This window comes from Mucilaginibacter ginsenosidivorax, assembly GCF_007971525.1.
Taxonomy (GTDB): domain Bacteria; phylum Bacteroidota; class Bacteroidia; order Sphingobacteriales; family Sphingobacteriaceae; genus Mucilaginibacter; species Mucilaginibacter ginsenosidivorax.
This window is the reverse complement of sequence record NZ_CP042437.1, coordinates 1,802,313-1,827,758: the sequence shown is the minus strand read 5'-3', so window position 1 is coordinate 1,827,758 and position 25,446 is coordinate 1,802,313. Positions and strand designations below refer to the sequence as shown.

The following is a 25,446-nucleotide window of genomic DNA, read 5'->3' as shown; positions in this document are numbered from 1 at the left end:
GGAAACGTACCAATAATAAAAAAAAATGTCATTTCGAACGAACCGGGGAGGGCTTTGAGTGTTGGCGTGAGGAGAAATCCTATACGTCATGCTTGCAAACTTGCGTGGTTGAATGCATGACGTATAGGATTTCTCCTCGTACCTCGGTCGAAATGACATTTTCTTTTGTTTTAAAGATGTGTACACACAGTAGCCCAGCGGGGGAATAGCTTGATAGCAAAGCGAAAAGAGGAGGCTCTTTTTCTTCTCCCGCCGTTTAACTACATTTAAACCAGATAACCTGCACCATCATGATACCTGCTCAAGAGTTACTCTGGCAAAAGATTCAAAGTTTTAATTTAGATAAACCCGGCGTCGATTTTAAATTTTCGGATAGGCTGGCCCGCGAAAATGGCTGGCCCCGCAACTATGCCCTGCGCGTGATTGAAGAATATAAAAAATTCATTTTCCTGTGTTGCATCACTCCCGGCGGGGTAACCCCGTCTGATCCGGTAGATCAGGCCTGGCACCTGCATTTAACCTTCACCCAATCGTACTGGAACGATTTATGCCGCGATACCCTGGGCCGGCAAATACATCATAATCCAACCAAAGGAGGCCAGGCCGAGGCCGTTAAATTCGATGGTTATTACACCCATACGCATCAGTTGTATACCCAGGCTTTTGGCAATGCGCCTCCGGCAGATATCTGGCACAACAATAAAAGCCGCTTTACAGATATCAATTTCAGGCGGGTAAACGTGGGTAGGTACTGGCTGCTGCCCAAGCCCCGGAATATGAGCCAGGTTGTTATTTTACTGATGCTGGTTGTTGTCGCAGGTTTATTTATACAGGCATCAGAAACCAACATAGCGTTGGCTATTATGACAGGAGTTATTGTGCTGGTGGTTGTGGCAGTTTACAAGGACGGGGGCGATGACAGCGATGACGATGGTAAAAACAACAATAATGGTAATAGCGGCTGCGGCGGCGACACGGATGGCGGCCACCATGGTGGCCATTCAGGTCACGGTGATTCACATGGCTGCGGTGGGCACAGCGGTTGCGGCAGCGGTTGCTCGGGCTGCTCGTCTTCGGGTTGTAGCGGCTGTGGTGGAGGAGGGCACTAATAAAGCCAGTTATGCATATTATCATCCCACAACATCTATATTAGCTGCACCAATAAATTACCAATGGAAAACACCGCACAAACTGCTATTGAACAAGTAGTAAAAAAACAACTGGATGCCTATAATGCAAAGGATATAGATTTGTTTATGACCTGTTGGGCCGATGATGCCCTGTATTATGAATTCCCGGATACACTGCTGGCCAGCGGAGCTGCTGCCATTCGCGAAAGGCACCTGGTAAGGTTCGGGGAGCCCGATTTGTTTGGTAAGCTGCTCACCCGTACGGTGCTCAACAATAAAGTTGTGGATTTTGAGCTGGTATCCCGTACTTTTCCTGATGGGCCTGGGCATGTTGAGGCGCTTTGTATTTACGAGGTGGCCGGCGATAAAATTAGTAAAGCATGGTTTGTAATGGGTACGCCTGTACTGGATGCTGCCGTGTGATATTGATTATTGCCTTTAAACATAAAAGACCTGCTTTTTGTCAAGCAGGTCTTGGTTAATATAAGTCAGTCAATAGTTAATAGTTCAATTTTATTGGATGGAGATAATTTTGTACAGTACCCAGTTATTGGTTTCATGAACGCGGCGGTAGTTAACGCCGCTATTTACAATACGAATGGCTGGGATATACTTATTGTTAAGCTGTGTATAACCGGTAAACGGATTTTTGGCCGTCGCAATCAGTATGTAATCATCATACCGGTAGGGCGTTTCAATGGCACTTAAAAACAGGTCCTGGTAGGGTAGGGTTAACCTCCTGATATCGTTGGTAAACGCGGCAATCGGGTATGCTATGGCATCGTCCACCAGTACATGCGAGTTTTTGGGCAAGGTGTTGATGTAGCCCGCCATATCCATAATTTCAATCTGGTCCATATTATGCTCGCCGCTCACAAGTGTGGTTATAAATGCCTTTTCGTCATGAATAAATGATCCTTTTAAAAATGAGTAACCGGTGTAAAATGTAGATAGCGCCGCAACCAAAACAATTATTTTAAAAACTTTTTGATTTTGAACTACCAGCGCCTTAAAAATAAGACAAAGCAATGATAGTATAAGGAAAATGAGGTAGTACTCATAAGTAATATATAGCTTATCGTATTTGATATGCAAAAATTCGATAAACGCAAAAGGGGTTAAAATAGTTAAAGCCTGGTAAGTACTTTCGCGGAAAAGATATATAGCTATCAAAATAAGCGGGCAAAAATAAATAACCCTTACGGATACCAGTACCGAAAGTTCGGGCAGTTGATAGTTGGTTGCCGCTGTTGTAATATCGTAGTTTAGTTTATCAACCAATACATTCCAGGTGGCATAGGGGCTTTCGATAAAGTAGTTAAGATCGTTGGAGTGGGTTAGGTTGAGCAGCTTATACGAAATGATGGAGGCAATGGGCAAAATAAACAGGATAATATAGATTGCGAAGGTTTTGCTGATGAGTTTACGGCGCAGCGATGGACTGTTAAAACTTAAAAACAGGCGGAAAATGGATTCCTTTTCGCCAAGGTTTAAGCTTTGTAAAGTAATAGCCAATACCAGCGGTATAAAGAAGAGGCAGAGCCATACAAACTTATAATCGCAAAAAATAAGTATCACCAGCGAAATACTGGCCAACGATACGTGAAAAGTTGTATTGGACCGGTAAAACTTTAGCAGGTTAAAAAAGAACAGGAAAAAGCTGATAAGCACCAGGTAAATAGCCTTGCCCGATGCAGCCACATAGATGATACCGGGGTGTAAAAAAAACAGGGCTACAAATATGTAAAAATAAAAATCATCGTGCTGGATACGCGTTTTTAACGTAGATGCAAGTATGTAAAATAAAACGGCAGTACCCAGGGCCGATGCTATTACCGGTGCCAGGAACGTACTTACAGAACTGAAAATTATAGAACAATAAAAGGGTAATAATGGCGATGTGAGCCCCATTACTTTAATACGATTGCCAAGGCCCTCAAAAATGATCTTCGTTTTTTCTATATAAAATATACTCTCCTGGTTATAATAGCCCAAATGGTTCATGTAAATGCCCACTGCCAGGTAATAAACAGCAAGCATTGCGGTTATTATAAACAGGTATTGACTTTTAGAGATACTCATTTTTTATTTAACAACGTTTGTAGGGTTATTAACTTTACTTAAACCATGATTGGTTTTTTCCCAATAAAACGGATTGGTTATCAGCTGGTATAAACCCATATAGGCCGCTGCCGAGTGCATTAACCAATAAACCGGGTTGGCAAGGGCAAACAATATCAGTTCAAAATAGCGGCGTTTAAATACGGCCATCATATTTACATATATCATCAGGATGTTGCCCACCATCAAATTAAATATAGCCATAAACAAAACCCAATCAGGAAACAGGGTGCGGATGGTTGAAAAATCGAAAACCAGGTAGCAGATAAATATGGCTAATAACAGCGGGTAAACCAAAAACGTGGCTGATGTGGCACCGATAAAAAAGTTGAAGCCTAAAAAACCTTTAAAGCCAATCTTCCTGATCAATTCAATAGGGTTGCGCATGTGTACCAGGTAGGTTTGCATATAGCCCTTTATCCATCTTGAGCGCTGCCTGATCCAGTTAATGGGTTCGTTGTTAGCCTCTTCGTAGGTGGTTGAATTGATGATGGCTATTTTATAACCTTTGGCGTAAGCACGCACACCAAGGTCGGCATCTTCGGTTACGTTAAAGGGGTCCCAGGCGCCAAGTTCAATAAGGGCATCCATTTTAAAGTGGTTACTGGTGCCGCCTAAGGGGATTGGAATATCAAGGGTATCTAAGCCGGGCAACATATAATCAAACCAGTATGAGTACTCAAGGGTAAACATACGGGTAAGGAAGTTTTCATTGCGGTTAAAATAATTAAGCGCGCTTTGAATACAAATGTAATGATCGGGCAGCTTGGCAAATAAGGTAACTACTTTTTTAAGCTGATCGGTATCGGGGATATCCTCGGCATCATAAATAGTCAAAAATTTACCCCTCGAAAAATGAAGGCCGTAATTGCAAGCTTTGGGCTTGGTTTTAGGCATGTGAAAAGGCACCACAATCACCTCGAAAACAGCAGGGAAATCAAGGTTTTGAACAGCTTTTAACGTTTTATCATCATCTTCTTCAATCAGTAACTTTATATCCAGCATTTCGCGGGGATAATCGAGGCTTTGCAGGTTCCAGATCAGTTTTTTGATGAGTTTGTCTTCTTTATATACCGGCAGCAGCACGGTGTAAAGGGGTAGTTCGGTATCAACAACATCGCGTACTTCATCCTTGGTTACCGCCTGGTGTAATTCAAACCGCGACCCCACCAGGGCCAGGAACAGTTTAAAGGTAATAGCCACCAGGAAAAACATACTGATAACTACGTTGATGGCAATTGATGTGTTTTTAAAGTTTAAAACCATCCCGGCCGCTATGACGCCCAGTAATATAAAAATAAATGCCAGTTGAGGGGTTGTGAAAGTGGTAGAAGCTGAACTTTTCGGGTCGCGCCTCATCAATTCATAAACGGATGCCTTAACGTATTTTTCGCCCAGTAATTTGTGGCTAAGCCAGGTAATATCCAAATCATAGGCAGCAATAATGTCGGGTTCCATATCATAGGTAAACCTGATGAAATCGACAAAAAGCTGGTCTGATGGATCGGCCATAAGCGTAACCACCCGGTTGTTTTCTATACGCAGGGGGAGCGCAAGGTGGTCGTTGGCAAATTTAAGTTCAACCTTTTTTAATACCTCGGTATCAAAAGCTTCTTCCCGGATTTGTGCAAAATGATAACCGGCGTTACTTAATGAGCGTTCATAGTTTTTGCGGGAAATGTAACCAAAGTTAAGCGCTATTTTAACATAGGCCATACCTGATCTTTCTGAAAAACTTTTGATTTTTACCTGATCGCCTGGTGTGATAAACCCGTCATTAACCAAAAGTTCAGGAATTGAAATACTCATTATATATAATGTAAGATTAGTATCAAGTAGTAAGTATCAAGTAGCTGGTAGTTGGTACCGAAAGCCGTGTTTGCAGCTATCTTACTACTTGATGCTAACTACTTGATACTAAAAAAGGTTAATCGTTAAACAAATCCTGTGATCTTTGCACTCGTGAACGAACGTACAGGAACGATAGCAATATTAATATAAGTATCCCCAGCAAAATGTACAGGTTGTAGCTGTCCCAGAAACGGGTTAACCCGCTTTTGGTATCAATATACTCCAGGTTTTCGCTCGATTTATTAATGTTGAACAAGTATTTGTTGGAGTTAACATCTGATATACATACGTTGCTTGACAGGGTAGACAGCTGCTCCGTGATTGATTTTGACGCAGCCAGGAATGCTTCGCTAACGTGGGTGCCGGTTGCGGTAAGTACCAGTGTGGCGTTATTGCTGCGGCCGTAAAATATTTGCGCCAGCCCGTTTGATACAGTATCATTTAAGGAGTATACCACGGTGTTATCATCGGTTTTATATAACCTGAAATCCTTGTCGAACCGGATTGGGGCATCAGGAAACTCGCCCATTAATTTGTCGTTTTTTGATAACAGGGCGATGATATTATATTTTTTCAGATCGCCGGGAGGTATTTCTTCCGAATAAACAAACTCAGGGAAATTATTGGCGTTAATGTTGTTGTTTAATTCATAAATAATCTCGCCTAAAGCGCCTGCAGCATATTTTGCATAATCCTTAGATACTACTATACGTGTAGTACCGGTGTTAAATGCTTCGGGATATTGGTAAAAACTCAGGTCGCTGGTTACAAACGGGTTTTTTGATTCCAGGTATGATTTGTCTACATCCACCTCGGCAAAAAAGTTGGTAAAGCTATCCTTACAATGGCCGCTGGTTGGATAAAACCTGAATTCGGCCTCCAGGGTATTGTATTTGTGGTGCTGATAACGGTTAATGGTAATGGCAGTATTTAATTTACCGGTACCGTCAAGCTTTTCGCTGTTAATAAGTAAGCCATTAAGGTATATATTAAAGAAACCACGGTCGCCCGCGCTTAAAGCACTATAGTTGGCCACAAAACGAATCTCCACTTCTTTTGGAGTAAAACTAAAATCGCTGTTTTTAAACGAGTATGCACTTTTTAACGATCCTATGCCCGATAAAAAGTCGGCAACGCCACCAATTTGTTTTAACGAAAGTTTTGAACGGTTTTCGTCGATAGTTTTAGAAAATGTGTTTTGAGCTTTTTCAATCAGCAGGTAGTCGCCATAGGTCGAATTTAAAATATTCATGTTACCTAAGGCGGTAATGGCCTTTTCGTATCCTGCATTATCGCCCCCGGTAACAAATAGCACCTCTTTTGGCTGCAATTCCTGTGTTGCTGTTTTTACGGCAGTAAGTACACCTTTAACATCAACCAAACGGGTATTGGTATCGGTAACCATACTCATTGATTTATGCAGGTAAAATAAGCCCTGGCCGTTTTGCGGGGTTACTTTTAACAATTCGCGCGAATCGGCGCCTAACGAGCCGATGGTACCAACTTTAATATAATTTCTTAGCGTATCGGGCACATGGGCTTCGTCATAAACCATGATGTCCCTGGTTTGTGTCTTTTTTAACCTGGAGTAAGCCCATGCAACTGCTTTAAGATCGGGAAGGGTAGGGTTTACAGGATAAACGATAGCTTTTTTTGAATCGAAGCAATTACTAATATTTACGTTATCAAAAAAACCTTTAGTGTTACGTAAAAGGGATAAGTATGAATAATTTTTAACTTTTAACCACATACCAGGATTGTCCAGGTCGCGGCACTCATCATCGGTGATGGTTAGCAGAGTTTTAATCTGTATCTTCAGGAACTTATCGTTCGATAAATCGGCCCTGGTTAAGTTAAGCGTAACTTTTTGGATAGAATCTTTAGTCATGCGGCCGCTATAAGCCGGCTTATTATTTATAACAACGTTTATATAGGAGTGTTCTTTGAGCAAGGCTTGCGACGGCTCAAAAAACAAAACCACTTTACTGCCATTCATTTCGGTAAGCGGCGTTATTTTAAAATAAAATGAATTGGCACCACTCATGCCATATATCATATCGTCATCATGGCCCAGCGTTTTAAAAGTTACAAGGTGTTGTGCTTTTGACGCTGTACTAATAAGAAATACAAAGGCTAAGAGGGAAAGAAATTTATTCATCTGGTTGTAAATAATTAATTTATAACGTAAAACTCTACTCGGAAATAATTACCATTTTCATTACTGCGGTATGTTAGGTCGCCGCCCATTTCCTGGGTCATTAACTTGGCTATTGAAAGGCCAAGCCCTAAGCGGCTTTCGGTAACTCCCGATGTATCATTTAATGTTTTTAGTTTGTTAAACATCATATCCAGTTCGCTTTGCCCTATGGCAATACCTTCGTCAATAATTTCAAACACAAAGCGTTGACGTTGCAGGCTGGTTACAATTTTTATAGTATTATTGGTTTGCGAAAATTTAATTGCGTTTGATAACAGGTTTTGAAAAACCTGCCCGGCAAATACCTTATCAAGTTTTACGTTGAGCGGCAGTTTTAATATGTTATCAACCAAATGGATATTTTTAAGTTGGGCGGTTTCATACAGGCCCTTAAAAATATGCATTACTTCAACGTTGATGTCGAAAATTTCGAGGTTGAATTTAATCTCGGGCGATTCAATCTCCTTAACATCCATCAGCTTATTAAGCATATACTGCATTTTATCGGCCGATTCGGCTATATAGCCTACAAACTCTTTCTGATCGTTGCTTAAGCGGTAATCCTCCTCTTTGATCATGTTATTACTCATGGTGATAGAGCCTATGAGGTTTTTTAAATCGTGACCAGCTATATTAATAAAGCTGTTTTTTTGCTCATCAAGTTTGCGTAATTGCTCATACTGTAAATCAATAAGGTTATTTTTTTCATTGATGGCTGTATTTTGCTCCTTTAACTGTTCGTTTGATTTCTCGATGAGTATCTGCGAACGCACATCGCGCTGCATTATCTTATAGCGGGTATTGGGCACTATACATGATATGGCCGATATGATAAAAAACAGCTGCCCGCCGCCGTTTATCACAATATCAAGGTTGTACTCATGCTGCATGTTAAAAAACACAGCAAGAAACAATATGGCCAGCATAAACTGTATAATTGAATTGATGGGTTCCCAAAAAACCTGCAGGTTAAAAAACAGTACCAGGGTAGCAAAAAGCGAGTAGTATATATTTAAGTTAGATACGCTTACAATATTACAAAGCAGCGCCGATGTTACCGATAGCAGCAACATGCTAACATGTAACAATATGCGGTAATTGTATTTTTTGTATTGCACGTAACTGTGTAAGGCATAAATTATAAGGCAGGTAATTATCCTTACAATAAAAAATTGTATCCAAACATCGGGCGCGTATATAAAATCGACTATACTAAAAAGCGGGTACAGAAATATAATCATCCAAACAATGTTATTGGTTTGGAACCATGCTTTTTTTGAGGTCTCTTTTATTAATTCTTCTTTTGTAATTTGAACAAACATTATTCGCTATCTTGAAAATATAAATTAAAAATGAAGGCCTGAACTAATTAATTGGTGATGAATATAATATGCTTGCGAAACAAAAATATATGTTTTAAGCTGCTTTTAAACTTTTTGTTAATATTATTATGCATGACAACAAGTTGCCCAATTGCAAAAAGCAGTCCAAAATATATGCAGTTGCGGGCGCTCGCCTTCAGGCGGGCTGCAAGCCTTAATAATGGCATCAGTTTTTCATGGCTCGAGCAAACATGGAACAAAAATCCGTTAAACCAGGGCGCTATAAAAGATGCCGATTTTGCATTGCTGAAAAGGCTTGGTTTTAGGAGCATACGGCTCCCTATAGCTTTTACATACCTTGAAACGGCACATATACCAACTGTAGAAATATTAGGATACATTGATAAAGTGGTTAAGCAATGCCATAGGTACGGATTTAAATTGGTATTAGATTACCATTATGGCAATTTAAATGACGCAAACAGTAGCGCCGAAACCCTTAAACTTATTGATTTATGGGAGAAACTTGCTAAAAGGTATACCAATGTAAGTGCCGATGACTTGTTTTTTGAATTATATAACGAGCCACCCCACATGAACCCCAATGTGTGGAAAGATGTAGCCTACAACGTTGTAACTGCCCTGCGTAAAGTTGATAAAAAACGCACGCTTATTATAGGCGCCAGCAATTATAACAGCATATATGAATTAAGCCGTTTTGTAAGGCTTGCCGATGAAAACATTATATACACATTTCACTTTTACGAACCTTTCTTTTTTACCCACCAGGGGGCCGGCTGGGTAGGCAACCAGGTTGCCACAACCGGGGTATCATTTCCTTATAGTGCGGAAAATTTTCCAGCACTTGATCCCAGGGCCAAAGGCACTCCCGGCGAAAGTAACCACGAAATGTACCGGCGCGATGGTAACGAACAGTCGGTAAATGATAAGCTGCAAATTGTGAAGGCCTGGGGCGATAAATATGACGTGCCGATAATATGCGGCGAATATGGCGTATATAATAAATATGCAGATTTGGACAGTCGCTGCAGGTATATTAAAGCCGTAAGGGCGGCATTAAAAAAGCTGGGTATCCCGGGCATGCTTTGGGACTACAATGGTACATTCTCGATATTCGCAGGCAAGCCTTCGATAGATAATTTGCCCGCGTGTATGAAAGACGCAATAGCTTATTAAGCCTTAAAATGATGTAACTTTATTGTGGTTTAAATGTTACCTTTGAACACTAATAATTTGTTATGGAATTTTTTGTAGAAAAACGCAGGGAAGTAATGAGCCACATTGAAAAATTCATGCTCGAAAAGATGTATGATTTTTTAAAACCTGTTGATACGATATGGCAGCCCTCAGATTTTTTACCCGATTCTTCAAGAGATACCTTCTTTAACGAAATTAAAGAATTGCAGGAAAGCGCACAGGGATTAAGTTACGACCTGATTGCTGTATTGATAGGCGATACCATTACCGAAGAAGCGTTGCCAACCTACGAATCATGGCTTACTATGGTTGATGGTGTTTCGAAAAATGAAGATGGCGGCTGGATGAAATGGACACGCCACTGGACTGCCGAGGAAAACCGCCACGGCGATTTGCTTAACAAGTACCTTTATTTATCGGGCAGGGTTAACATGCGTATGATGGAGGTATCTACCCAATACCTTATTGCCGATGGTTTTGATATAGGTACAGGTACCGATCCGTACCGCAACTTTATATATACCTCTTTCCAGGAGCTGGCAACCAACGTATCGCACAGGCGCGTGGCATCGCAGGCAAAAAAAGATGGCGATACTTTATTATCAAAAATGTGTGGCGTAATTGCAGGCGATGAGGCCCGCCATGCCAAAGCTTACAAATACTTTATCGAAAAAATATTTGAGGTTGACCCTAACGAAGCCATGATAGCCTTTGAGGATATGATGCGCAAAAAAATTGTGATGCCGGCCCACTTCCTGCGCGAGGTAGGCTTAAAAATAGGCCAAACTTTTGGTCACTTTACCGACGCCGCCCAACGCTTAGGTATTTATACTGCCATTGATTATGTTGACATATTAAAAGAACTGATTGAAGACTGGCATATTGAAAGCGTTACCGACCTTAATGAAAGCGGCGAAAAAGCCCGCGATTATATCATGAACCTGCCCGGCCGCTTACTACGCGTTGCCGACAGGATGAAAAACCCCATGCTGGAATACAAGTTTAGCTGGATAAACGGTTAAGGTTTTAAACCGATAAGATTTTTAGAAGGCGCATTATATGCGTCTTTTTTTGTTTGGGGGGGACCTAAGATCTTCAACCTCCAGCGATAACCGAGTGTCATTTCGATAGAGCAGAGGGGGCAAAGCGTAGGGAGCGAAAGAGAAATCTTAGACGCTTTGCATATCGCCGTCAAATTTGCATTTTTAAGTATGAGGAATCATAATTATTATGTCAATATCACTACTAATCCTTCAAAAACCACATTATATATTGGCGTAACCAATGATATAACGGTACGCCTAGGCCAGGATCGAGAAAATAAGGGAACACGAAAGTCATTTACCGGCCAATACTATTGCTTTGATTTAGTTTATTATGAACATTTCACACATATTGAACATGCAATTGAAAGGTAGAAAGAAATTAAGAAATGGCGTAGAGAAAAGAAAAATGACTTGATAGCTTCTGCAAATCCCGATTGGGTTTTCTTAAACAGCCAGGTCGGCGATGATTAAAATGGTGAGTTGTGTTGTCATTTGTTTATGAGGAGATTTTCACGACAAGCTAATCTGATAGTAGGGTGTAAAAGATTTCTCTTTCGCTCCACCACACCTCCCCACGCTCGCTCTATCGAAATGACAATCGGTTATATATTAAATGTATCTACTCTACCTTAAACCCTGGTTTAACATACCCGTTGGCCACGTAGTCATCCGGAATCTGGATGTGGTTGCCATCCCGTAACGACGTGTAATGCGGCGACATGATCTCCACCCCGGCCTCGTTAAACTTATCCTGTATGTTTTGATGTAACCGCGAATAGATGCCGGCCATTTGGTTTGATAAAGCGGTATAAGCGTTAAGCTGGTAGCTCACATTAAAATCATTGAGTGCGGTTTGCAGTACAAAAGGTTTTTTATCGGCCAGGATGCCATCGGTAGCTTCGGCAGCAGCTATTAAAAGATGGTGCACTGTTTGCCAGGGCACATCATAACCAATGGTAACCGTAGTATTTAATATAAGGCCCATTGTATTGGCTACGGTAGTATAGTTAATGGTATGCCCGCTTAATATGGTGGCGTTAGGTATGGTAATATCTTCGTTTTTGATGGTGCGCAGCCGGGTAACCAGCAGGTTTTTTTCTACCACATCACCCATTACATCTCCCACTTTTATGCGGTCGCCAATTTTATAGGGGCGCATATAAGTAAGCACAATGCCCGCTACCATGTTTGATATGGCGGATGATGACCCTAAAGAAAACAATATCCCCAGGAATACGGTAACCCCCTGGAAAATTTTTGAATCGGAACCAGGCAAATAAGGAAAAATCACCACAAACATAAATGCGAAAAGCAGCACCCTGATAATGTTATAGGTGGGCATGGCCCACTCGGCATAAAAACCGTTAATAGTAAAGTTGCCCAGGGCTATTTCGTTGGCTATAAACTTTACCAGTTTAACAATGTAACGGGTTACCAGGTAAATAACCGCTATGGTAAGCAGGTTGGGGATATAATGTACAATAGCAAGCAATATGCTTTTAAACGGCGTAACCACATAGCCAAGCAACTGTACCGAAATGGGTTTTGACGAAGGGAAAATATAAAACAGTACAGGTAATGCAAGGTACACCAGCAAAATAATAACAATAATGCGCGCTATGCGCAGCACGCCTGTAATAACGGGCAGCAGCCGGTGGGCATACACTACGGGGGCACCGGCCGACGCCAGTTTATCCATCCGGGTTTCCCAGGCCCTTAATAGTTTCAGCTTTAGCCATCGCGAAGCTTTAAATAGTGCCCATATCAGCGCTATTAACAATACAATAACAGCTATGGCTTCTAAAATATTAACCACTACCTGTTGTGTACCGTTATTGGTAAAGTAATTACCCAGTTTTTGTTTAAGGATGTGTAAATAGCTGGCGGCAAGTTGCGGGCGGTTGAGTTCGGTAAAAGTAGCGTCCTGGTTATTTACGGCCATTACAATTTGCGAGTTGTAATAAATAACCGATAACGTACTATCGTCTTTTAGCGTGAGCGAATCCGGATTAAAATCCATCCGCGCTACAAGGGCCTCTATTCGTTTGGTAACTATGGCGGCACGTTCCTGTACGTTAAACAGGCCCTGCCCTGTATACAATTTAAGCAAGGTATCGCGGTTAATAATAACCGGCTCGCCGCGCAAAGGCGCTGGGGCCGGGGTTTTGGCTTTAACAGGCGCTTGCGCGTTCAGGCTGACCGATGTTAATAAAAAACAGATCAACAGATACCATATATTACGCATAGGTAGTTTTTCTGTTAAAGCTAAAAATTATATTTCAAATTTTTGCTCAGCCCTCTTGTACAAGGTCGGTGCCCCGTTTGCCTGCCACATCGGCAAAAAGGTCGTTCAGGATAGATTCTACCGTCAGGGAGTTTACATCATCAACATAATGTTCGTTACGGGTGATATGCAGTTCCTGGCCAACTATTTCAAGTTTAAACAAAACGCCGTCATATAAATCATGCTGGCTTATCTCAATAACATCATTATGGCCGCTAATGGTAAAATTAATATCAACCTGCCTGCGTTCTTGAAAAAGCGCGTTAAGCTTATGCTGCAATATGTTAAATAACTCGTGGATATGAATGGGGGAGTGGAGTGTTATAATTTTCATGGTAATACATTTGTATTGTTTAATATTACAAAGCACCTTTGTTATTGTTTTGCCCCACCCAAACCCTCCCCGGTAGGGAGGGCTTTAAATTTTCTTACTTGGTGTTTGGGGGCTAATTGGTAAAATCAATAAACTAAAAAATAAAAGTCTCCCCTACCGGGGGAGATATAGAGGGGGCTCCTATGAACTACAAATTACTCGGCCGGTCGGGCCTTAAAGTTTCTGAACTGTGCCTGGGCACTATGGGTTTTGGCACCGAAGGCGGCTGGGGTGCGGATGCGGCAACCAGTTTTGCCATTATGGATGCCTATGCCAACGCGGGAGGCAATTTTTTGGATACCGCCAATGTTTACAAGCTGGGCACCAGCGAAAAGATCATAGGCGATTATATAAGTAATCACGACCGGGATTATTTTGTGCTGGCAACAAAGTATACCTTAAAGGATAACGTAACCAATCCCAATGCATCGGGAAACAACCGTAAAAACATGATGCGCAGCGTAGAGGAAAGTCTGAAACGCCTTAAAACTGATTTTATTGATGTTTTATACCTGCACATATGGGATAATATTACCCCCATTGACGAGGTGCTGCGCGCTATGGACGACCTGATAAAACAAGGCAAAATTACTTATGCCGCCATAAGCGATACGCCCGCCTGGGTAGTAGCCAAAGGCAATACCCTTGCCGAACTGATGGGCTGGAGCCAGTTTATAGCTTTACAGGTTGAGTACAGCCTGTTGGCCCGCACTGCCGAGCGCGAGTTGATACCCATGGCCAAACATTTTGGGATGACGGTTACACCATGGGCCCCGCTTGCCGGAGGTGCGCTTACCGGTAAATATTTGAAAGGCGATAAAGGCCGCATAAAACCCGAAAGTAACCGGCTGAATGCCCGCGCCGAAAAGATTACAAAAGTAGTAATGGAAGTTGCGGCCGAACTGGGCGTATCTGAAAGCCACGTTGCCCTGAACTGGACCCGCCAGCAATATTTTTCGTGCATCCCCATTGTGGGGGCAACCAAGGTAAATCAGCTGCTTGATAATTTAAAAACCGTTGATGTGGTTTTAAACGCCGATCAGATGAAACGCCTGAGTGATGCCAGCGCCATTGAATTAGGTTTCCCCGGCGATTTTTTTAACGAAGAGGCTGTTAAAAATAACAGCTTTGGCGGGTTTTATGATAGGGTGGAGAAAAGATAGTTTTGAAATCTATTGCTAAAGATAATGTTCAAAATAAACGACTGTCATCCTGAGTGGTAAAATTTCGTGAAATCCTGGAGGGGGAATGACATACAATAAGAGAACTGTCATCCCGAACGTAGTGAAGGATCTATTCGCGAACTTTTCCGTCGGCGATGTATGTCGGTTAACAGATTTTTCACTTCGTTCAAGAAATAGTTCTTCACTTCGTTTATAATGACGGGTTTTATAAATGTTATTTCACAAACGTCATCACTGTTTTTTCCCAGCTTATCTGATGGTCACTCAGAATGACAAAGAGGTATTAACAACATGTCATAGGTAGGTTCGAGGTGCGCAGACCTGTCACGCTGAGCCTGTCGAAGGGTCTCGCGGTGAGGCCTTTGCCCGCTATGGTTCGACAGGCTCACCACGACAGCCCTTTTTACGATGTCATTCTCCCTTCAGAGTTTCGCCAAATTTTACCACTCAGGATGACAGTTTTTGCAAATTATCTTACCTGTTATGATGGCAATCGTTTGCTATTCAATAGTTTGATCGTCATTGGTATGCGTTTCGTGATGTGCATGGTGCTCACGGCGGGCATTGATATTTTCGTCTTGTTGCCTGGAGTGTTTCCGGTCAAAGTAACGTCTTAAACGATTGAACATATGTTGGGCTTTTTTGATAAAACGCGAGTCCCAATGATCGAATTTACCCGATAATGCCATGTTGCCCAAAATGACGAAGCCACTTATCACTACAATAACAAAAACGTGCAGGCCGTTTATAAAAAACTCTCTCATGATCATTATTGGTTAACTATACATGCAAATGTACAAGCACGATATAGTTTAATAAATGACCAGGATCACTCAAAACGTTTTAAATATTCCGGACTTACCAGTTCGCCATATAGGATATAGGCTGGTTCATCAAGGCTAAACCAGGGGTTTTCCTGGTATTGGAGCAGTTGGATGCTTTGCGCAGGCATATAGCTTTGCGCCAGCAGGAATTTTTTATGGTGGGCCGCATCTTCTACCACGTTCATTACTATAAAACAATGCCCCGGCGAACCGCCTTTTATAAATACATCGCCGGTTTTTAAGGTTGAGGGATTGCTTACGGTTTTCAACTCTTTTTGTAGCGATAGGGTGCCGGCATAGCTAAATACCAGGGTCATGTACCGCACGAAGTTATCGTAGCCATAATCTTTTTTGGCTTTAAGTATCCAATGATCATTACTGTAACGGTAACCATTGGCATAATGCACAAAATCGCAGCGGAAACCACTGGTAAAGTTGAAGGATATTTCATTGTACCTCTTCTGGCTGTACAGGTACTCGCCGCGCAGGCGCATTACGGCATCTGCACATTGCTGCAGGTCGTATTTACCAACGCTCAAATCAACTATGCCCGCTGTATAAGCTTCGGTACGTGCCACCTTGCCCTGGTAGGTAAGGCACTGCGATCCATTAGGTTTCAATGGGACAGCCTGCAGCCAGGCGCCGAAACTTCCGGCCGTAGCGGCCGATTGTTTATAACCTGTGGGAGGTTTAAAACGGGTTGTTACATTGTCAGTTTTTACAAGGCTGTTCATCAACCCCAGTATTATGAGCATTAAAATCGCTTTCATAATGTTTTAGCTTTTTTTAATTGCTGATAAGGGTTAAAGGGCACCGGGATATCATCAACCAGCCTGAACGCCGAAAAATGCAAATGTGTTGGCGAGCGTTTTTTATAAGCATTGTAACCGGTGCGGCCAACCTCGGCTATTTTTTGGCCGGGTTTAACTTCCTGTCCGGGTTTTACAAAGATTGCGCTGTTGTGCGCGTAGTAGGTAATTACTCCAGAATAGTTGTGATATATCCAAATGTACTTGCCTCCACGCAAACTGCTTGCCGGCTCCCATTCATTACTACAGGCAATAACAATGCCTTCGTCTGCCGCCACCACATTTACTGGTTTTTTGGTATGGTCATCTATACAATCCTGGTTTCTATCGTTAATAAAAATATCGTGCGCTGGGTGGGCAGCGTGTTTATTGCCATCGATGTAACGATATCCTTTGTCAAAATAGCCATTACCATTGCCACCTACGGCGTGATAGTTATAACCCTGTAAAGGAAAAATCCATGCAGGCTCGCTTATCCTAACCTCGCTACGTATTATCAGTGCGTGTTGAATGTGGCCAATCAGTTCTTTGAACTGTTGGGCTGCTAAGGCCTTTGTTGTTGGTGTTTTTAACACTTCGTTATTGAAGCTATTGAATTTATCGCAGGCAATCTCAATCTCTTGCGCCGCCGCCACAAAACAGGCTGCCAATAATCCAACAAGCAGTACAATTTTTCGCATAAGGTTTATCCTGAAGAATACATATAACTAAATATCTGCCAGAATATTATCCCTCAATTTTAATATCGTATTTGGCCAGCAGGCCAGGGAGGCCGTGGAGCGAGAACATGGCTTTTTTTATCATATTATCATCGGGGTCGATGGTGTAATTGTAGGAACTGCGCAGGTCGGCCCCCTTCAATATGGTGCGGCTGAAAAAGGCCCGGTTAAGGTTACAGTTGATGAATTTAGCTTCTGTTAAATCAGCTTCGGTGAGGTCGGTCTCTGTCATGGAGCAATCGGTAAACCGGCCTTTTTTGTTTTTCTTTTTGTAAAAGATGGCGTTATCTAAAATGCAGTTCTCGAAGTATACTTCGAACAGAAAGTCGCGGGCTTTGCCAAAGTTTAGTCCGCTTAGTTTGCAATCTTTAAACCGGATGTTTTGAAAACCGGTGTCGGTGGCATCGGCCAGGGCCAGGTTACAGCCGTCGAACACACAGTCGATAAAAACCAAACCGTACAGGTTGGCATGCGACAGATCGCAGCTGATGAATTTACAGTTTTCGTAGGTATGGTTGCGCCCGGTAAGCTGAGCGGCAGGGGCTTTGGTAAATGTTTCGTCCTCGTAATGCATAGGATAGTAGCAAGTATTTAGTATCAAGTATCAAGATTTTTTTTGGATAGTTAAACGCGAAAGGTTAAATAATGAGTAATACTTGCGACTTGATACTAACTACTTGATACTGATTTTGTAACTTTTCGGAGTTAAACTATTCTTAGTAAAAAGAAGTCCGCACATGTTTCCAAAATACATTTTAGTGATCAATGGCAGGCCCGAAGGGCCTTTCGGTATTGATGAGCTAAAAGCCCGGAAAATAAAGCCTGCTGACTTTGTAAAAACGCCCGAAATGCCCGATTACAAGGAAGCCCAGGAAATTGCCGAATTGAGGGAGCTTTTTGGTTTTAAAAAGCCGGCGTTGCTGATGCAGTATTTTGGCAGTTTCGACCAGCGGTTGCTGGCTTCATTTTTAGATTGGTTTATAGTTTTCGGCGCATTTGTGATCGTTATTTTTGTGGTAGTGTTATTGAAATTGCAGGATAAAGAAACGCGCATGACAGCCAGCTTTGGGTTGTTGGCTTGCATACCATTTGCCAAGATTATTTACCATATGGTGATGGAAAGTTCGGCCAAACAGGCCACCTATGGCAAACAGATGCTCAAAATAAAAGTGGTTGACATGAATGGCGACCGCATTACGTTTGGCAAAGCCGTAGCCCGTAACCTGTGCAAAATCTTTTCGGTACTTACGTTTTTTATCGGCTACCTGATGGCCTTTTTTAACAAGAAGCAGCAATGTTTACATGATATGATGGCCGGCACGCTGGTAATTAAGGAGAGGTTGTTTTAGTAAACATAAATGTTTAAATTTGGATATGGAAACGCTAATTGTACATCCGCAAAACAAAGAGCAACTGGATGCTTTAAAAGCTTTTATGAAAGCACTTAAAATTTCATTTGAGGCGGAAAAACCTTATGATCCTGAATTTGTGGCTAAAATCCAGGAAAGCAGGAGACAGGTAAAACGTGGTGAAACGAGAGTTGTAAATATTGATGACCTGTGATTGTAGAATTTACCAGGCAAGCCGATGAAGATTTGGCATACTTCAAAAAGAGCGGAAATAAGCAGGCAATTAAAAAAATAAAGGAATTACTTGAGGCTATAACCAATAATCCTTATCACGGTATAGGTCAACCCGAGCAATTAAAACATGGATTGTCTGGAGCTTGGTCTCGAAGGATCAATCAGGAACACAGATTGGTTTATGAAATTGACGGCGATATTGTTTATATCCTATCGTTAAAAGGACACTATTAATCAATTTAATTCACCCTCACCAACCTGTAGCTCAATTTATCCAAAACCAATTCTGTTGAATCGGCATTTTTTGGCATCCCTAAAATATAAATTTTATCCTCATCATAATTTAACCTCCCATTAATTTATCATTTACATCCAAACAACTTATTCCCCAACATAATCGTTAAATTTGCAGCTTATTAATTATCCGCTGCATGAATACTGATGCTGTTAAATTGCTGCAAGGCCGTTATTGTAATTCGTTAACCCAATATTCGCGTTTTGTTACCCGCGAGGTAAATATTGGCGATGTGCCTATGGGTGGTAATAATCCCATCCGCATACAAAGCATGACTACTACCGATACCATGGATACCATGGGTACGGTTGAGCAATCTATCCGCATGGTTGATGCCGGCTGCGAGTACGTACGTATTACCGCACCAAGTATTAAAGAGGCCAAAAACCTGGCCGAGATAAAAAAGCAGCTTCGCGCCCGCGGGTATAATGTACCCCTGGTGGCCGATATTCACTTTACGCCAAATGCCGCCGAGGTAGCTGCCCGTATTGTTGAAAAAGTACGCGTAAACCCCGGCAACTACGCTGATAAAAAGAAATTTGACCAGATTGATTATACCGACCTGGAGTACCAGGGCGAACTGGAACGCATTTACCAAAAATTTGCCCCGCTGGTAAACATCTGTAAAGAGTATGGCACCGCCATGCGCATTGGCACCAATCACGGTAGCTTAAGCGACAGGATCATGAGCCGTTATGGCGATACCCCGCAGGGCATGGTTGAATCGGCTATGGAGTTTATGCGCATGTGCGAAACGCTGAATTATTATAATTTGGTGATCAGCATGAAATCGAGCAATCCGCAAGTGATGGTGCAAGCCTACCGCCTGCTGGTAGAAACCATGGTTGCCGAAGGCATGAACTATCCCCTGCATCTTGGCGTAACCGAAGCCGGCGACGGCGAAGACGGCCGCATTAAATCAGCCGTAGGCATAGGCACCTTATTGGAAGACGGCCTGGGCGATACCGTACGGGTATCCCTAACCGAAGAACCGGAGGCAGAAGCACCCGTAGCTATCGAGTTGGTGAAACGATACTCTTTGAGGGAGAAGGAGGTTAAAGGCGAAAGGTTAAAGGCAAAAGGCAATGAGATTATTACAGATAAAAACCTTTTACCTTTTACCTTTCACCTTTCGCCTCAAACGCATAGTCCCTACGAATACAAAAAACGCCACACCTACGAGGCCAACGCTTTCATTGGCGGGCATATGGTGCCAAGGGTGGTGCTCGATCTGTCAAAAAAGAACCTGAAAGATCCTGGTATTATGGCCGATGCCGGTTATATCTACTCGCCCTTGCTGGATAAATATAACATGGCCGAGCAATCGGTCGATTTTGTTTACCTGGCAGATGAGTTGCCGTCGTTTAACTTGCCGGGTAACTTAAAACAGCTTTATAACTACCAAACCTGGTTAAAACTGGCCGATAAAACCCTTTGTCACCCGTTGTTTACGCTGAAAGAATATATCGCAGCCACCAACAAAACATCAGCATTAAACCTGGTGAAACTGTTTCCGGAGGATATTGATTCGGAAGATTTTGGCTCGTTACCGTTTGATAATTCGCTGGTGTTTGTTTTAGAAACCAATGCGCTGCACGGCATGGCCGACCAACGCGGCTTCTTCTTCAAAATGGAAGAGCTGGGTTTGGATGTGCCTGTTATAGTAAAAAGGAGTTATGAGTTTGGAGTTATGAGTATAGAGTCGGAACACGAAAACTCGGCACTCAAAACTCAAAACCTACAACTATTTGCCGCCACTGACCTTGGCGCTTTATTGGTTGATGGCTTTGGCGATGGCATTTGGATTGATGCCCCCGGGGTTGATACCAAAGTGATCACTTCTACGGCTTTTGGTATTTTGCAGGCTACACGTTCGCGCATTTCCAAAACAGAATATATCAGTTGCCCAAGCTGCGGACGTACCTTGTTTGATTTGATGATTACAACGCAGATGATCCGTAGCCGCACAAGTCACCTTAAAGGCTTGAAGATTGGTATTATGGGCTGCATCGTAAATGGTCCCGGCGAAATGGCGGATGCTGATTATGGCTACGTTGGTTCGGGTACCGATAAAATCACCCTTTACCGTGGTAAAGAAGCCGTAAAGAAAAACATCAGCGCGGCAAACGCTTTGGATGAGCTTATTGGCATCATAAAAGACGACGGCAACTGGGTTGAGCAGGAATAAACCTAATTTATGAGCGATAAGATCACCGTTTTAGATATTCCATCAACGCTAAAAAAGCACCTGGCATCGGCAGGTGATCGCGCGCCCGATTTTGGAATAATTAACGATGGCTGGAACCAGGACGATTTTGCTGTGCTCAATAACCACCCTGGCCTTACTCATGGACTGCCTGTTAAAACAGATTATTACTCGGTTATTTTATGTTTAAGGGGCAGCTGTAAAAAAACAATCGGCCATTTTGTGTTCGAGGTGTATACCAATTCTATCCACCTGGTATCGCCCCAGTTTATAACTTCTTTTGAAGATGCCTCGCCCGATTTGTTATTGTACGAGGTATTGTTTAAAAAAGAATTCCTGATCAATAACCTGCTTAAAGAAAATATACTGGATAACCTGCTGGAGGTAAACCCCGATTACCCGCCAATTTATGGCCTGTCGCAAAAAAGCTGTGCTTCACTAAAAGCCCTTTATGAAAAAATAAGCGACGAAAGCCGGGAGAAAGGCGCTTTTCACTTACCCATCCTACGGTTGCTGTTAACAGATTTACTTTACGAAATGAACCGGGCTTGTGAAAACTGCTTGCTGCATTCAACCCGCCACCTGAGTAAACAATATCAGCTGGTTTATAAATTCAAGAAGCTGGTTGAGGATCAGTTTCTAACTCTTAAAACGGTGCAGGAATATGCCGATGCCTTGTTTATTTCGGCAAAATATTTAACCGAAATTGTGAAGGCCGAGACCGGCCAAAACGCCTTGCACGTTATCCATAACCGGATGTACCTGGAGGCGCAATACCTGCTATCTTCATCGGGTTTGAGTATCAAAGAAATTGCCGAGCGGCTTAACTTTGATAGCAGCTCGCATTTCAGTCGTTTTTTCAAACGCTTTGCCGGTAATAATCCTTCGGAGTTTAAACAGCTTCAATAAAATTCTCTCCAATTTATCTTGCCCAAATCACCGTTATGACTATCGACTGACGGTAATAACCGGCCTCAGGAAAAATTGGTTGTTAAAACCGATTTATTGAGATTGATGCGCCCTGCTACGCGCAGTACCTTTGACATGTCAATCAAACAATACGGTCATGAAAAAGCAAAACCTCGAACTCATAAAAAGCAGGTTACTGCAATTGTACTTTGGTACTTACCAGATATTAACCATCATTTACAGGTAATAGTAAAGCTTAAAGCAGAATGCTCAAGGCTGAAAGCCCGGTATCCTGTTGGCGTAACAGATTACAAATCAAGGCGTAGGATAATTAAGAACTATAGGTAACAAACACTACAAAAACAAGCAGCCGTTAAAGGCTTCACTATATATTGGTACATAAAAAAAGGGCAGACTTATAACAGGTTTGCCTTTTTTGCTTTTAATTAATGCATCGGTGAAAATAAACAGGGTCGCCTCGCGCTCCCCTGAGTATAATTAAAAAGCATCTTTATATAATTTTTAGGGCAAATCAACATCTCTCAAATCTGTTGTGCGCGTTAGTTCTTTTTTACTTTAAAAGATGCCGCAAGCAGGTTGCTGTCGTTTACCGGTTTGCCGGTTGTCATTAAAATATCCAGCATGCTATTAAGCTTTCGCTGTACCTTTTTGTTGCTCACATTTATGCGGGCTTTAATGGTTTCGGTGTAAATAAGGTGCTTATCACTATCATAAAACCTTACCGTTTGTATGCCCGGGTGGTTAAGGTTGCTTTCTACAACCCAGGTAGCGGTATTACTGGTTTTTGTTTGGGCTATGCTGCCTGTAGCCGCCATCCAAATAATGGCAAGTGTTAATACAGTCTTTTTCATGTTGTTTATTTTTAAATCCGAAAACTAAATTATAGGCCGGGTAACACTTTATAAACTAACAGCGTCATATAGCAGGATACCACGTACAAACGGACTTGTTGCAGGCACAGGTTTCATTTATATGCAAAAGCATGCCGGATAAAACTATTTTAATGCATTTTGTCGACGCAGACATGTCATCCGTCGACAGGAACACCAAATAGTTCACTCTTTTAATTGACTATAAGTAATTTAGCTATATGAAACAGCTTGCTGATTTAGATGTTGCCCATTTTAAAATGCCAAGGCCCCTGCAGCACATATTATTTTGGCTAACGGTGAGCTTTATTATTATCATGATGTATTCGGTACAAACCAATTTCATGGTATCGCTGCGCAACAACCTTATTTTTATGCCCATCCAAATAGCCTATTATTATGCAATAGCCGGCTGGCTTATCCCTAAATACCTGTTTCCGGGCAGGTATTTAAAGTTTGGTTGCCTGGCGTTAGGAGTGTTTGTATTGTCGGTTGTTGTTACCCGCATAGTTGGTATTTTGTTTGTAACCCCCTATACCATCCGGATGATGCATGTTACCGAAGGCGACTATTTTGAAGCCTCGCGGCGGCCGTTTTTAATGAAGCTGTTTGATTTACAAAACATGATTAACGCATTAAAGGGGACCAACCTGGTAATAGGCTTTGTTTTGGCCATTAAGTTGTTTAAAATGTGGTATCAGCGTAAACAAGCCACTTTACAGGCCGAGCTAAATGCACTAAAAGCGCAGGTACACCCTCACTTTTTATTTAACACGCTAAATAACCTTTACGCTTTAAGCTTAAACCAATCTGCAAAGTCGCCGCAGCTGATCCTTAACCTGAGTAATATTTTACGTTACATGCTATATGAATGCAATACCGGCGAGGTATTGTTAAGCCAGGAGATAAAAATGCTGCAGCAGTTTATAAGCCTGGAAAAGCTGCGCTATGAAGACAGGCTGGATATTAATTTTAATATTTACGGCGATACCGATGGCAAGCTGATAGCCCCGTTGCTGATGTTGCCGCTTATTGAAAATGCTTTTAAACATGGCGCCGGCGAGCAAATGGGCGATGCCTGGATAAATATCAATTTATATGTTATGCGCGATGAACTTAAACTCAAAATATCAAACAGTAAAGCAGCAGGCGCAAATAAAGGCGCCGGTAAAACCGGTAACATCGGGCTGCAAAACCTTAGAAAACGGCTGGAATTGATATATCCAACCACCCACAGCCTTAAAATAATGGACGACCATGATACTTTTTTGGCTGTGCTTGACGTCCGACTCAACTTTGCGCCTCAAACCCCATCTCAAATAACTACCCATGAAATTGCGTATACTCATAGTTGACGACGAGCCATATGCCATTGAGGTGATGGAGAATTACCTGCGCAATTTTGATGATATGGAGATTGTGGGTAAATGCTACAATGCTATTCAGGCTTTCCAGTTGTTGCAGCAAAAAACTGTTGATTTAATGTTTCTGGATATCCAGATGCCCGGTATAACCGGGATTGATTTTTTAAAAACCCTTAAAAACCCGCCCAAAACTATTTTTACAACGGCCTACAGCCAGTATGCCCTTGATGGCTTTGATTTAAATGTGGTTGATTATTTGGTTAAACCCATTCCGCTTGACAGGTTTATGCGGGCCATTGATAAAGTTTACCAGCTTAGCGGCAATAATGCAGGCACAGGCCATAGTTATGAAAAGTTTGGCGGCGATACCGAAGCATTCCTGTACCTGAAGGTTGAGCGTAAAACCATTAAAATAAATGTAAATGATATTTTATGGGTTGAGAGCCTGCGTGATTACGTTAAGGTGATAACTACCGGTAACGTTTATATCAGCAAACAAAAAATAAGCCTGCTGGAGGGTATGTTGCCCGAAAATAAGTTTGTGCGTGCACATCGGTCTTTTATTGTAGCTATTGCGCACATCAGTTCTTTTTACGCCTATAGTGTAGAAGTAAACGGGCACGAATTACCCATTGGTCGCAATTATAAACAGGAAATGCAGAAGCGGTTAAAGGCCGAGAATTTTCATTTTAAATAGATAGGTCAGGCCCTTGTACCGGGTATGGGGTTGTGGCACAGTTCCCACAAATTATCTTCCGGGTCGGTAAAAAAGCCGCTGTATCCGCCCCAAAATGTTTGCGCGGGCATTTTTACAATGGTGGTTTTTAAGCTGGCCAATGCCATGAAATTATCGTCCACCTCCTTTGCTGAATCAAGATTGATGGTGAAATAACAACCGGTATGCTTTTCGCCGCGCGGCGGTATCCCGGTATAACCGGCAAACACCGCTTCGGTGCATAATGTAAGTACAACTGTTTTCAACTTCAGCATTAAAACGCTTTCGTTTTCGGTGAGTATTTCCCAGTCTAAAACACCGGTATAAAATAGCCTTAGTTGCTGCAAATTTTTAGCAGCGATGGTAACAGCGCTAAGTACTTGCTTCATAATTAAAAAAGCGGTTA

At 42.1% G+C, this 25,446-nt stretch carries 25 protein-coding genes; 13 read left to right on the top strand and 12 right to left on the bottom strand.

What is annotated here, in order from left to right; all coding sequences use genetic code 11:
* The first annotated feature begins 290 nt into the window (after window positions 1-290).
* Entirely contained in the window at window positions 291-1,109 is an 819-nt protein-coding gene (locus tag FSB76_RS32345) for a glycine-rich domain-containing protein (protein WP_192910137.1), read from the top strand.
* Window positions 1,110-1,172: 63 nt separating this feature from the next.
* Window positions 1,173-1,553: a nuclear transport factor 2 family protein gene (locus FSB76_RS07705; RefSeq protein ID WP_147053029.1), complete on the top strand. Its 381-nt coding sequence runs from the start codon at window positions 1,173-1,175 to the stop codon at window positions 1,551-1,553.
* Window positions 1,554-1,643: 90 nt separating this feature from the next.
* Here FSB76_RS07705 and FSB76_RS07700 read toward each other — a convergent pair whose 3' ends face one another.
* From FSB76_RS07700 to FSB76_RS07685, 4 genes are all read right to left on the bottom strand, one after another.
* Window positions 1,644-3,212 carry a hypothetical protein gene (locus FSB76_RS07700; protein WP_147053028.1) on the bottom strand — a complete coding sequence of 523 codons (1,569 nt, stop codon included), beginning with the start codon at window positions 3,210-3,212 and terminating at the stop codon, window positions 1,644-1,646.
* A 3-nt stretch (window positions 3,213-3,215) separates the two neighbouring features.
* A complete protein-coding gene (locus tag FSB76_RS07695; RefSeq protein ID WP_147053027.1) occupies window positions 3,216-5,060 on the bottom strand; it encodes a glycosyltransferase family 2 protein in 1,845 nt (614 codons plus the stop codon).
* Between the two features lie 118 nt (window positions 5,061-5,178).
* On the bottom strand, window positions 5,179-7,260 hold the full coding sequence (locus FSB76_RS07690) for a cellulose biosynthesis cyclic di-GMP-binding regulatory protein BcsB (RefSeq protein WP_147053026.1): 2,082 nt from the start codon (window positions 7,258-7,260) through the stop codon (window positions 5,179-5,181).
* Window positions 7,261-7,274: 14 nt separating this feature from the next.
* Window positions 7,275-8,621 (bottom strand): sensor histidine kinase, encoded by a 1,347-nt coding sequence (locus FSB76_RS07685; protein WP_147053025.1) that lies wholly within the window; start codon window positions 8,619-8,621, stop codon window positions 7,275-7,277.
* Between the two features lie 132 nt (window positions 8,622-8,753).
* Here FSB76_RS07685 and FSB76_RS07680 point away from each other — a divergent pair, with 132 nt between their 5' ends.
* The 3 genes from FSB76_RS07680 (at window position 8,754) to FSB76_RS07670 (ending at window position 11,257) form a co-directional block, all read left to right on the top strand.
* Window positions 8,754-9,818 (top strand): glycoside hydrolase family 5 protein, encoded by a 1,065-nt coding sequence (locus tag FSB76_RS07680; RefSeq protein ID WP_158642859.1) that lies wholly within the window; start codon window positions 8,754-8,756, stop codon window positions 9,816-9,818.
* Between the two features lie 62 nt (window positions 9,819-9,880).
* Window positions 9,881-10,861, top strand: coding sequence for an acyl-ACP desaturase (locus FSB76_RS07675; RefSeq protein ID WP_147053023.1), 981 nt, complete (start codon window positions 9,881-9,883; stop codon window positions 10,859-10,861).
* Between the two features lie 189 nt (window positions 10,862-11,050).
* Entirely contained in the window at window positions 11,051-11,257 is a 207-nt protein-coding gene (locus FSB76_RS07670) for a GIY-YIG nuclease family protein (RefSeq protein ID WP_225976444.1), read from the top strand.
* 247 nt (window positions 11,258-11,504) lie between these two features.
* Here FSB76_RS07670 and FSB76_RS07665 read toward each other — a convergent pair whose 3' ends face one another.
* Both FSB76_RS07665 and FSB76_RS07660 read right to left on the bottom strand, forming a co-directional pair.
* The gene (locus tag FSB76_RS07665; protein WP_147053022.1) at window positions 11,505-13,130 is read right to left on the bottom strand and encodes a mechanosensitive ion channel family protein; all 1,626 of its coding nucleotides are present in this window, start codon (window positions 13,128-13,130) and stop codon (window positions 11,505-11,507) included.
* A 46-nt stretch (window positions 13,131-13,176) separates the two neighbouring features.
* The gene (locus FSB76_RS07660) at window positions 13,177-13,503 is read right to left on the bottom strand and encodes a hypothetical protein (protein ID WP_147053021.1); all 327 of its coding nucleotides are present in this window, start codon (window positions 13,501-13,503) and stop codon (window positions 13,177-13,179) included.
* Window positions 13,504-13,685: 182 nt separating this feature from the next.
* Here FSB76_RS07660 and FSB76_RS07655 point away from each other — a divergent pair, with 182 nt between their 5' ends.
* Window positions 13,686-14,705, top strand: a complete 1,020-nt coding sequence (locus FSB76_RS07655) for an aldo/keto reductase (RefSeq protein WP_147053020.1) — start codon at window positions 13,686-13,688, stop codon at window positions 14,703-14,705.
* A 521-nt stretch (window positions 14,706-15,226) separates the two neighbouring features.
* Here FSB76_RS07655 and FSB76_RS07650 read toward each other — a convergent pair.
* The 4 genes from FSB76_RS07650 to FSB76_RS07635 form a co-directional block, all read right to left on the bottom strand.
* The gene (locus FSB76_RS07650; protein ID WP_147053019.1) at window positions 15,227-15,490 is read right to left on the bottom strand and encodes a hypothetical protein; all 264 of its coding nucleotides are present in this window, start codon (window positions 15,488-15,490) and stop codon (window positions 15,227-15,229) included.
* Window positions 15,491-15,555: 65 nt separating this feature from the next.
* Window positions 15,556-16,320 carry a DUF4846 domain-containing protein gene (locus FSB76_RS07645; RefSeq protein WP_147053018.1) on the bottom strand — a complete coding sequence of 255 codons (765 nt, stop codon included), beginning with the start codon at window positions 16,318-16,320 and terminating at the stop codon, window positions 15,556-15,558.
* Window positions 16,317-17,039: a M23 family metallopeptidase gene (locus tag FSB76_RS07640; RefSeq protein WP_147053017.1), complete on the bottom strand. Its 723-nt coding sequence runs from the start codon at window positions 17,037-17,039 to the stop codon at window positions 16,317-16,319. Before FSB76_RS07640 ends, FSB76_RS07645 begins: the two co-directional genes overlap by 4 nt.
* 46 nt (window positions 17,040-17,085) lie before the next feature.
* Complete coding sequence (locus FSB76_RS07635) at window positions 17,086-17,652, bottom strand: pentapeptide repeat-containing protein (protein ID WP_147053016.1); 567 nt, start codon at window positions 17,650-17,652, stop codon at window positions 17,086-17,088.
* Between the two features lie 163 nt (window positions 17,653-17,815).
* On the opposite strand from FSB76_RS07635, the gene FSB76_RS07630 reads away from it, so the two are divergent.
* From FSB76_RS07630 to FSB76_RS07610, 5 genes are all read left to right on the top strand, one after another.
* Window positions 17,816-18,427, top strand: a complete 612-nt coding sequence (locus FSB76_RS07630; RefSeq protein WP_147053015.1) for an RDD family protein — start codon at window positions 17,816-17,818, stop codon at window positions 18,425-18,427.
* Window positions 18,428-18,452: 25 nt separating this feature from the next.
* Window positions 18,453-18,641 carry a DUF2683 family protein gene (locus tag FSB76_RS07625; protein WP_147053014.1) on the top strand — a complete coding sequence of 63 codons (189 nt, stop codon included), beginning with the start codon at window positions 18,453-18,455 and terminating at the stop codon, window positions 18,639-18,641.
* Window positions 18,638-18,895, top strand: a complete 258-nt coding sequence (locus FSB76_RS07620; protein ID WP_147053013.1) for a Txe/YoeB family addiction module toxin — start codon at window positions 18,638-18,640, stop codon at window positions 18,893-18,895. Before FSB76_RS07625 ends, FSB76_RS07620 begins: the two co-directional genes overlap by 4 nt.
* 197 nt (window positions 18,896-19,092) lie before the next feature.
* Window positions 19,093-21,144: a (E)-4-hydroxy-3-methylbut-2-enyl-diphosphate synthase gene (gene ispG / locus FSB76_RS07615; RefSeq protein ID WP_147053012.1), complete on the top strand. Its 2,052-nt coding sequence runs from the start codon at window positions 19,093-19,095 to the stop codon at window positions 21,142-21,144.
* A gap of 9 nt (window positions 21,145-21,153) precedes the next feature.
* Entirely contained in the window at window positions 21,154-22,071 is a 918-nt protein-coding gene (locus tag FSB76_RS07610; protein ID WP_147053011.1) for a helix-turn-helix domain-containing protein, read from the top strand.
* A gap of 560 nt (window positions 22,072-22,631) precedes the next feature.
* Here the strand turns inward: FSB76_RS07610 and FSB76_RS07605 are convergent.
* Entirely contained in the window at window positions 22,632-22,943 is a 312-nt protein-coding gene (locus FSB76_RS07605) for a hypothetical protein (RefSeq protein WP_147053010.1), read from the bottom strand.
* A gap of 239 nt (window positions 22,944-23,182) precedes the next feature.
* Between FSB76_RS07605 and FSB76_RS07600 the strand changes: the two genes are divergently transcribed.
* Both FSB76_RS07600 and FSB76_RS07595 read left to right on the top strand, forming a co-directional pair.
* Entirely contained in the window at window positions 23,183-24,316 is a 1,134-nt protein-coding gene (locus FSB76_RS07600; protein WP_147053009.1) for a sensor histidine kinase, read from the top strand.
* Entirely contained in the window at window positions 24,291-25,022 is a 732-nt protein-coding gene (locus tag FSB76_RS07595; protein WP_147053008.1) for a LytR/AlgR family response regulator transcription factor, read from the top strand. The genes FSB76_RS07600 and FSB76_RS07595 overlap by 26 nt, the downstream gene beginning before the upstream one ends.
* A gap of 5 nt (window positions 25,023-25,027) precedes the next feature.
* On the opposite strand, the gene FSB76_RS07590 is transcribed toward FSB76_RS07595, so the two are convergent.
* Complete coding sequence (locus FSB76_RS07590; protein WP_147053007.1) at window positions 25,028-25,429, bottom strand: VOC family protein; 402 nt, start codon at window positions 25,427-25,429, stop codon at window positions 25,028-25,030.
* Between the last annotated feature and the right edge of the window lie 17 nt (window positions 25,430-25,446).

Excerpts from the sequence above, each read along its gene's own strand:
- FSB76_RS32345 (WP_192910137.1), top strand. The coding sequence starts at position 291 with ATGATACCTGCTCAAGAGTTACTCTGGCAAAAGATTCAAAGTTTTAAT.
- FSB76_RS07705 (WP_147053029.1), top strand. The coding sequence starts at position 1,173 with ATGGAAAACACCGCACAAACTGCTATTGAACAAGTAGTAAAAAAACAA.
- FSB76_RS07700 (WP_147053028.1), bottom strand. The coding sequence starts at position 3,212 with ATGAGTATCTCTAAAAGTCAATACCTGTTTATAATAACCGCAATGCTT.
- FSB76_RS07695 (WP_147053027.1), bottom strand. The coding sequence starts at position 5,060 with ATGAGTATTTCAATTCCTGAACTTTTGGTTAATGACGGGTTTATCACA.
- FSB76_RS07690 (WP_147053026.1), bottom strand. The coding sequence starts at position 7,260 with ATGAATAAATTTCTTTCCCTCTTAGCCTTTGTATTTCTTATTAGTACA.
- FSB76_RS07685 (WP_147053025.1), bottom strand. The coding sequence starts at position 8,621 with ATGTTTGTTCAAATTACAAAAGAAGAATTAATAAAAGAGACCTCAAAA.
- FSB76_RS07680 (WP_158642859.1), top strand. The coding sequence starts at position 8,754 with ATGACAACAAGTTGCCCAATTGCAAAAAGCAGTCCAAAATATATGCAG.
- FSB76_RS07675 (WP_147053023.1), top strand. The coding sequence starts at position 9,881 with ATGGAATTTTTTGTAGAAAAACGCAGGGAAGTAATGAGCCACATTGAA.
- FSB76_RS07670 (WP_225976444.1), top strand. The coding sequence starts at position 11,051 with ATGAGGAATCATAATTATTATGTCAATATCACTACTAATCCTTCAAAA.
- FSB76_RS07665 (WP_147053022.1), bottom strand. The coding sequence starts at position 13,130 with ATGCGTAATATATGGTATCTGTTGATCTGTTTTTTATTAACATCGGTC.
- FSB76_RS07660 (WP_147053021.1), bottom strand. The coding sequence starts at position 13,503 with ATGAAAATTATAACACTCCACTCCCCCATTCATATCCACGAGTTATTT.
- FSB76_RS07655 (WP_147053020.1), top strand. The coding sequence starts at position 13,686 with ATGAACTACAAATTACTCGGCCGGTCGGGCCTTAAAGTTTCTGAACTG.
- FSB76_RS07650 (WP_147053019.1), bottom strand. The coding sequence starts at position 15,490 with ATGAGAGAGTTTTTTATAAACGGCCTGCACGTTTTTGTTATTGTAGTG.
- FSB76_RS07645 (WP_147053018.1), bottom strand. The coding sequence starts at position 16,320 with ATGAAAGCGATTTTAATGCTCATAATACTGGGGTTGATGAACAGCCTT.
- FSB76_RS07640 (WP_147053017.1), bottom strand. The coding sequence starts at position 17,039 with ATGCGAAAAATTGTACTGCTTGTTGGATTATTGGCAGCCTGTTTTGTG.
- FSB76_RS07635 (WP_147053016.1), bottom strand. The coding sequence starts at position 17,652 with ATGCATTACGAGGACGAAACATTTACCAAAGCCCCTGCCGCTCAGCTT.
- FSB76_RS07630 (WP_147053015.1), top strand. The coding sequence starts at position 17,816 with ATGTTTCCAAAATACATTTTAGTGATCAATGGCAGGCCCGAAGGGCCT.
- FSB76_RS07625 (WP_147053014.1), top strand. The coding sequence starts at position 18,453 with ATGGAAACGCTAATTGTACATCCGCAAAACAAAGAGCAACTGGATGCT.
- ispG (WP_147053012.1), top strand. The coding sequence starts at position 19,093 with ATGAATACTGATGCTGTTAAATTGCTGCAAGGCCGTTATTGTAATTCG.
- FSB76_RS07610 (WP_147053011.1), top strand. The coding sequence starts at position 21,154 with ATGAGCGATAAGATCACCGTTTTAGATATTCCATCAACGCTAAAAAAG.
- FSB76_RS07605 (WP_147053010.1), bottom strand. The coding sequence starts at position 22,943 with ATGAAAAAGACTGTATTAACACTTGCCATTATTTGGATGGCGGCTACA.
- FSB76_RS07600 (WP_147053009.1), top strand. The coding sequence starts at position 23,183 with ATGAAACAGCTTGCTGATTTAGATGTTGCCCATTTTAAAATGCCAAGG.
- FSB76_RS07595 (WP_147053008.1), top strand. The coding sequence starts at position 24,291 with ATGAAATTGCGTATACTCATAGTTGACGACGAGCCATATGCCATTGAG.
- FSB76_RS07590 (WP_147053007.1), bottom strand. The coding sequence starts at position 25,429 with ATGAAGCAAGTACTTAGCGCTGTTACCATCGCTGCTAAAAATTTGCAG.